The following is a 6,430-nucleotide window of genomic DNA, read 5'->3' as shown; positions in this document are numbered from 1 at the left end:
GCTCGAACGGGACAACGGTAGATTTGGCCATGGTGGCATATCCTTTCTCTCTGAGAACGACGGCATCTTGAACACCGCCATGATATGCCGCCTACTTCAGACCATCACCAACTTTCGGGCATAACTCCATCACCGCCAAGCGGATGATTTCAGGACTGCTGTGAAAGCCCTTGAATGGGTCGTGTTTTGACATGAATGGATGCTACGAAACCGCCCTGCCCGCCTCAACCAAAATCCTTCTGACAAGACCTTCCTGCCTGCTCCATAGTTGCGTGAACCGGCAGACTCGGGGCCGCCTGGGGAAAATTGCCACCTGCCTTGATTGTTGGGGACAATGGCTGGGCTTCCAGTCTATCCTTACTCTCGGAACCTTACTCCGGAGAAACGAGAATGCTGGACATCGTAAAGAGTGGCGCAGGCAAGCCGCTGATATTGCTTCACTCCCTCCTTCAGGATCGGAGCTCGTTCAAGGAAATCGCGAGGAGGCTCGGGGCATACCGCACGGTTTATAACGTCAACATGCCGGGGTTCGGAACGTCGCCCAAGGCCGCCCCATTAGAGGGATATGCCGACGCGATCGCCGAGGCATTCGATGAGCACGGGATCGGTCCCGATGTTGACGTAATCGGCAACGGACTCGGGTCCTTCGTCGCATTGATGCTTGCCCTGCGACATGGGGAGAAGCTGAACCGTATCGTGCTGGCCGGAAGCGCGATCCGCTTCCCGGATCCGGGGCGAGCGGCGTTCAGGGGAATGGCTGTGAAATCCGAAACAGATGGCATGGGCGCACTGGTCGATCAGGCGATGCTCCGGATGTTCTCACCCGAACATATCGCAGCACATCCGGACCAGATCGCCCCGTTGAAAGCAGTCTTTCAGTTGATCGATCCGGATGTGTTTGCCGCGGCGTGTCGGTCTCTTGCCGAACTCGATCTGACGGCCGACCTCGACCGAATCCAGGCACCCGCCCTTGTGGTGGTCGGTGAGAACGACTCCGCAACCACTTTGCCGCTTGGCCGTGCACTTTCAGAGGCTCTGCCGAACTGCCGGCTCGAGATCCTCGAGGGTCTGGCGCACGCTCCGCACCTGGAGGATCCCGACCGGTTCCTGTCGGTGATCATGCCATTTCTTGAAATCGACCCCTGATCCTTCAGTCCCAATCCAGGAACTTTGGCAGTCGGTCCTTCTCCTTCAGCGTTCCGATGATCCCCTCGGGGAAGAACAGCAAGACCACGACCAGCGCGAGACCTGTTGCCGCGATGTTCAGTTCGGTCGCGCCGAACTGGCTGACGAAGAACTCGTTTGCTAGAATGAAGACTATCGCGCCGACGACCGGGCCCGACACTGTTCCGCGCCCTCCCAGGATTGTCATCAGCACGAACTTTGCGCCTACGAGGATTGACAGAAAGATCACCGGGCTGAGGTAGGTCAGGTAGTAACCCCAAAGTGCGCCGGCCATGCCGATGAAGAGGCCTGACAATCCGAACGCAAGGACCTTGTAGCGCCGCGTCGGGACGCCGGCGACCTCGGCCTTGATCTCGTCTTGCGAGATCGCCCGGAGGCCCAGCCCGAACTTGGACCGGCGGATCGCCATCGACATCGCCACCGATCCGACCGCGAGCAGCAGCATCAGGTAGTAGAACGGGAATTTCACGTATTCCACCGGCAGGTCGACCAACTCCAGGCTGATCCCGTTGGTGCCGCCGATATACTCCCAGTTTTCCAAGAGGATCCGCACCAGAAGGACCAGCGCGATGCTCGAGATGATGAAGGTCGGCCCGCTTGCCCGAAGGGTGATCGAGCCGATCAGGAAGCCTAACAGCATCGTCACGATCCCGCAGATCGGAAAGGCGATGAACGGAGAGATGCCGAAATACGCGAAGAGAATGGCTCCCGCGTAGCCACCGATGGCGAAGAACACGTTGTGCCCCAGAGAGATGTATCCCGTGTAGCCGCCGATGATATTCCAGTTCGAGGCGATGGCGATGTTCATGAACAGGAACAGCAGCATGTGCAGGTAGTAGTTCATGCCGCCGACGAAGACCTGAAGCAGGGGGAACAGGACGCAGGCCGCAATCAGCACCGTGATGAAGACCCGGCGACTTATGTTCGGAGCCGGTTCTGCCGCGGCATCCATGGCGAGGTCAGTATCGATCTGTGTCATGTCAAAGCCCTGATTTCTTGCCGAGGAGGCCCTGCGGCCGGACCAGTAGAATGATGAAAAGGGCGAGGTAGAACGTCACCGGCGACCAGGTTGGCCCGTAGTTGGAACTGACGAACGCCGCGACCACGGACAGGCTGAGTGCGCCGATGAGCGCCCCCAGCAGGCTGCCCATGCCGCCCAGGACGACAAGCGACAGCAAGATCGCCACGAACTCCCAGTGTTTGCTGGGGTAGAACGAAAAGACAAACGAGAGCGCAGAGCCCGAGGCCCCCGCGAGCGCCATGCCGATGCCGAAGACCAGCATCGAGATCCGGTCGACGTTCACGCCCACGACCTCGGCGGCGGTGCGGTTGTGCATCGTGGCGCGGATCGCATAACCGGTCCAAGTGTACTTGAGGTACGCCCACAGCAGCAGCAGGATAACGATCGACATCGCCATCGCATAAAGCTGTCCCAAGGGCAGGAAGAACGGCCCCACAATCACGGCGTCAGAGGCGTAGGACGGGCTGGTCGAGCGGTAGATGTTGCTGAAGAAGAAGCCGAGCGTTCCTTCGATGACAAGCGCCAGAGCAAAGGTCATGAGGACCATGACGCTCCGCTTGGCGGGGTCGGCGAAGGATCTGGCGAAGATCAGCTTGTATACGACGATGCCGAGAAGAAACATCGCCGGCATGGTGATGACGATCGACAGGATCGGATCGATGCCAAAGAGCGTGAAGGCATAGAAGGCGATAAAGGCCCCGACGATCATGAAGGCGGAATGGGACAGGTTGACGATCCCCATGACGCCGAAGATCAGCGTCAGGCCCGACGCCATGAGCGCATAGACACCTCCGAGTGCCAGCCCCAGGATAATGATCTGGATGTTCTGAACCATCAGCTTGCCGCCTCTGTCTGTCGTTTTCGCCCAAGGTAGAGTTGCTCGATCCGTTCGTCAGACAGGACGTCCTGAGACGGACCCTCGAAAACCATCCGGCCAAGATCGAGAACACAGCCCCAGTCCGCGAAGTTGAGGCCCATCCTGGCGTTTTGCTCGACCACAATGATCGCTATACCTGCGGCCTTGAGTTCGTTCATGGAATCGAAAATCTGACGCGAAATCTTCGGGGCGAGACCGAGTGTCGGCTCGTCAAGCATGATGACCTTGGGACGCAAGACAAGCGCCCGACCGATCAGAAGCTGCTGCTGCTGCCCGCCCGACAGTGTCTTCGCCGCAAGCCCGAGACGCGATTTCAGGACCGGAAACATCTCGAGGACGCCTTCAATCCTGCGGTCGATCTCGGCACTGTCCTTGAGGATGTAGCCCCCCATCTGCAGGTTCTCGCGGATCGTCATGTCGGTAAAAAGCGAGCGGTCCTGTGGGACGAAACAGATGCCCCTCTCCAGCACTTCGTCAGTGCGCAGCCCGGCAAGGTCCTGCCCATTGAACATCACGCTGCCGCTGCGTGGCGGAAGCTGGCCGCAGATCACCTTCAGCAGCGTGGACTTGCCAGCCCCGTTCGGGCCGACGATGCAGTAGCTGCGCCCCGCCACGACGTTCAGCGACAGGCCGGTCAGGATATCCGGCCCGATGCCATAGCCCGCGAAAACGTCCTTGATCTCGATCATCGCCATCAGCCCACTCCCAGATATGCGTCGAGGACCTCGTCGTTTTTCTGAACTTCGGCGGGCGAGCCGCTGGCGAGGACCTTTCCATAAGCCATCACGATGACCGGGTCGCAAATGCTCATGACCACATCCATGTTGTGTTCCACGATGAAGATGGTGACGCCCTGCGCACGCAATTTCTCGATTCGGTCGATGATCACGTCGAGCAAAGCCGGGTTGATCCCGCCCGCAGGTTCGTCAAGCAGCAGGATCTTCGGGTCGGCCATCATCCCGGCCGCGATATCCATCAGTTTCTTCTGTCCGTAAGACAGCCGCGCGGCGGGCAGGTTGGCAAGTGTCGCGATGCCCACGAACTCCAGCAGGGCCATCGCCTTTTCGCGCTCCGGCCCGAGGATCGCGCTGCGTATCAGCCCGCCCACGCCGCGCACTGGCGACTGCACCACGATGTTCTCCAGAACGGTGAGATCGGACAATTGTCGGCTAAGCTGGAAGGTCCGACTCAGGCCGACCCGTGTGATCTGATGTGGTTGCAGCTTTTCGATGTTCTTGCCGTTGAAGCGGATCTCCCCGCGATCGGCACGATGCAGACCGTTGATGATGTTGAACATCGTCGTCTTGCCTGCGCCATTCGGGCCGATCAGGGCTGTGATGGTGCCCTCTTCGACCGAGAACGAGCAGTCGTCCACAGCCTTGAGGCTATCAAATGATTTGGACACGTTTCGAACTTCGAGCAAGGACACGCCGCGCCTCGTTTGCTTTGGAAAATGGGGTTTTTTGCGGCAACCGCGCTCAGGCGGTCGCCACAGGTTGCGTAGTTGTTATCGCTTCCTTAAAGGGAGCGTCGTCCTACCATTCCGGCTTAGGCCAGATCAGGTCGGCGGTGCCAGGGAACTGGCCGATCGGATAGACGAACTGCAACTCGCCTTCCTGCCACTGGGTGATGAGGAATGATTTGCCCTCCGGCAGGCCCTTCTCGTCCCAGTGGAAGTCCCCGAGGATGGTGCGGACGGGCTCTTCTGCCGTTCTCGACGCAAGCCAGTCCCGGATCGCAGTGTTGTCAGTCGAACCGACGGCGGCAACCGCCTGAATCATGCCCTGGCATGTTGCGAAGGGAATTGCGTTGTCCTCATCGGGTTCGTGGCCGTAGGCGGCGCTGAACTCACGGATGAAGTCCTGGTTCGAAAACGGCTCTCCGCCGATCTCGCCGACCCATTCGACTGCGGGGTTCCACATGCCGACTGGATCAATACACCGTTGGCGCCATCGCCAAGTTGATCGTGGAACTCCTGCTGTGTGCCCTGGCCCATGATTACGACCTTGGGCTGGTAGTTGACAGTCTGGAAGGCGCGGACCAACTGGATTGCCTCGTCGGGGGATGCGGTGAAGCCAACGACCATTTCGGCGCCGCTGTTCTTGACCGAGTTTGCCAGCGTGATCCAATCCGAGAACCCTTCTTCGGGCCACTGCTGTTCGAAGACGACCTCGATCCCGGTTTCGGCCAGCGCCCCAGGGGACAGGTCGATTTCGATGTCCGTGCCAGCGATCGTCCTAATCTTGCCGGTAAGGCCGGCGACCGCAGCGTTGGCATAGAAGTCATCGGCCGAGACGACTGCGGCGGTCGCAGGAATGTCTCCGTTATCCACGAGGTCGGCCATGAGAGCCTGGTAGGACAGGCCCACGTACTCGGCGGCATTGGGCTGGAAATTGAATATATATTCGTAGCCACGCTCGTAGATCTGCAGCGCCACTCCGGACGGCACCGGATAGACCATCTGGTTCTGCTCCGCGACCGATGTGGTCGGGAAGGTGATCCGGCTGGAGAACGTGCCCAGCAAGAAAGAAACCTGGTCCTCATTGATCAGCCGCTCGAACTGGGCTTGAGCCGTTTCGTTCGAGGACTGGTTGTCCGATATGATGATTTCAACCGGCCGGTCGAGCAATCCTCCTGCGCCATTCGTCAGGTCTACGCACAAGTTGTAGCCGTCTGCGTGTTTTTGGCCGTTGACGGCCAATCCTCCGGTAATCGGCAGTGATGCGCCGATGGTGATCGCCTCTTGTGAGGCAACAAGTCCTGGCATCAACATAGATGCCGTCGCGACGGAAAGCATTAATCCTGTGGATTTCATTCGATTCCCCTCCCTGTTTCGAGTTGCGCGTCGTGACCGCGCTGCACTCGTTCATCGTGTGCGACAAAATGTCGGGCAAACGATTTTTTTACTGTTTAGCGAAGTGCTTCTCGTGTCAACAGACAGCGCCTGTCTCACGGCATCAGGGATGTTTTTATTTGACGGGCCACTTGGCATCCATCGTGTGGGCGAGGACCATCCAAAACGGTCACCAAAGGAGGATGGTAATGTCGGAAGTCGTCACACTTGGAGACCCTCGTCAGTTGCTACAGCTTAGCAACTGGTCCGAAATCCTGCGACCACCTGTCATTCCATCTGGCACCCGAAAGTGCTCGTTATTGCACTAGGATCGAACAGTTGCCCCTACCGCCGCAGGCTCAATCGCTGCATTCTGGCCAGAAGAGAGGTAGTGTCCCGGGAAGTGGTGTAGGAGGCCGCGCGCGGAGCCTCCGGCGTAGCGCAGTGCGCGGCCGGTGGTGACGCTGGCGGTCACCGTCGATCTTCGGAGAAGGTTCGGGTTGCGAGACCTGTA

At 59.1% G+C, this 6,430-nt stretch carries 7 protein-coding genes; 1 reads left to right on the top strand and 6 read right to left on the bottom strand.

What is annotated here, in order from left to right:
- Positions 1 to 390: 390 nt before the first annotated feature.
- Complete coding sequence (locus ROA7023_RS22640; protein ID WP_085881239.1) at positions 391 to 1,146, top strand: alpha/beta fold hydrolase; 756 nt, start codon at positions 391 to 393, stop codon at positions 1,144 to 1,146.
- Positions 1,147 to 1,150: 4 nt separating this feature from the next.
- Here the strand turns inward: ROA7023_RS22640 and ROA7023_RS22635 are convergent, their stop codons facing one another.
- From ROA7023_RS22635 to ROA7023_RS22615, 6 genes are all read right to left on the bottom strand, one after another.
- Positions 1,151 to 2,164, bottom strand: coding sequence for a branched-chain amino acid ABC transporter permease (locus ROA7023_RS22635; RefSeq protein WP_085881238.1), 1,014 nt, complete (start codon positions 2,162 to 2,164; stop codon positions 1,151 to 1,153).
- A gap of 1 nt (position 2,165) precedes the next feature.
- A complete protein-coding gene (locus ROA7023_RS22630) occupies positions 2,166 to 3,041 on the bottom strand; it encodes a branched-chain amino acid ABC transporter permease (protein ID WP_085881237.1) in 876 nt (291 codons plus the stop codon).
- Entirely contained in the window at positions 3,041 to 3,778 is a 738-nt protein-coding gene (locus ROA7023_RS22625; RefSeq protein ID WP_085881236.1) for an ABC transporter ATP-binding protein, read from the bottom strand. The genes ROA7023_RS22630 and ROA7023_RS22625 overlap by 1 nt, the downstream gene beginning before the upstream one ends.
- Entirely contained in the window at positions 3,778 to 4,512 is a 735-nt protein-coding gene (locus tag ROA7023_RS22620; RefSeq protein WP_200812584.1) for an ABC transporter ATP-binding protein, read from the bottom strand. The genes ROA7023_RS22625 and ROA7023_RS22620 overlap by 1 nt, the downstream gene beginning before the upstream one ends.
- A gap of 106 nt (positions 4,513 to 4,618) precedes the next feature.
- Positions 4,619 to 4,864 (bottom strand): hypothetical protein, encoded by a 246-nt coding sequence (locus tag ROA7023_RS24205; protein ID WP_143535718.1) that lies wholly within the window; start codon positions 4,862 to 4,864, stop codon positions 4,619 to 4,621.
- Complete coding sequence (locus tag ROA7023_RS22615) at positions 4,861 to 5,898, bottom strand: ABC transporter substrate-binding protein (RefSeq protein WP_143535717.1); 1,038 nt, start codon at positions 5,896 to 5,898, stop codon at positions 4,861 to 4,863. The genes ROA7023_RS24205 and ROA7023_RS22615 overlap by 4 nt, the downstream gene beginning before the upstream one ends.
- Between the last annotated feature and the right edge of the window lie 532 nt (positions 5,899 to 6,430).

It is taken from the genome of Roseisalinus antarcticus, assembly GCF_900172355.1.
In the GTDB taxonomy this organism is placed as follows: Bacteria; Pseudomonadota; Alphaproteobacteria; order Rhodobacterales; family Rhodobacteraceae; genus Oceanicola; species Oceanicola antarcticus_A.
This window is presented reverse-complemented; position numbering and strand designations above follow the sequence as displayed.

Excerpts from the sequence above, each read along its gene's own strand:
- ROA7023_RS24205 (WP_143535718.1), bottom strand. The coding sequence starts at position 4,864 with ATGATTCAGGCGGTTGCCGCCGTCGGTTCGACTGACAACACTGCGATC.
- ROA7023_RS22615 (WP_143535717.1), bottom strand. The coding sequence starts at position 5,898 with ATGAAATCCACAGGATTAATGCTTTCCGTCGCGACGGCATCTATGTTG.
- ROA7023_RS22635 (WP_085881238.1), bottom strand. The coding sequence starts at position 2,164 with ATGACACAGATCGATACTGACCTCGCCATGGATGCCGCGGCAGAACCG.
- ROA7023_RS22640 (WP_085881239.1), top strand. The coding sequence starts at position 391 with ATGCTGGACATCGTAAAGAGTGGCGCAGGCAAGCCGCTGATATTGCTT.
- ROA7023_RS22625 (WP_085881236.1), bottom strand. The coding sequence starts at position 3,778 with ATGGCGATGATCGAGATCAAGGACGTTTTCGCGGGCTATGGCATCGGG.
- ROA7023_RS22630 (WP_085881237.1), bottom strand. The coding sequence starts at position 3,041 with ATGGTTCAGAACATCCAGATCATTATCCTGGGGCTGGCACTCGGAGGT.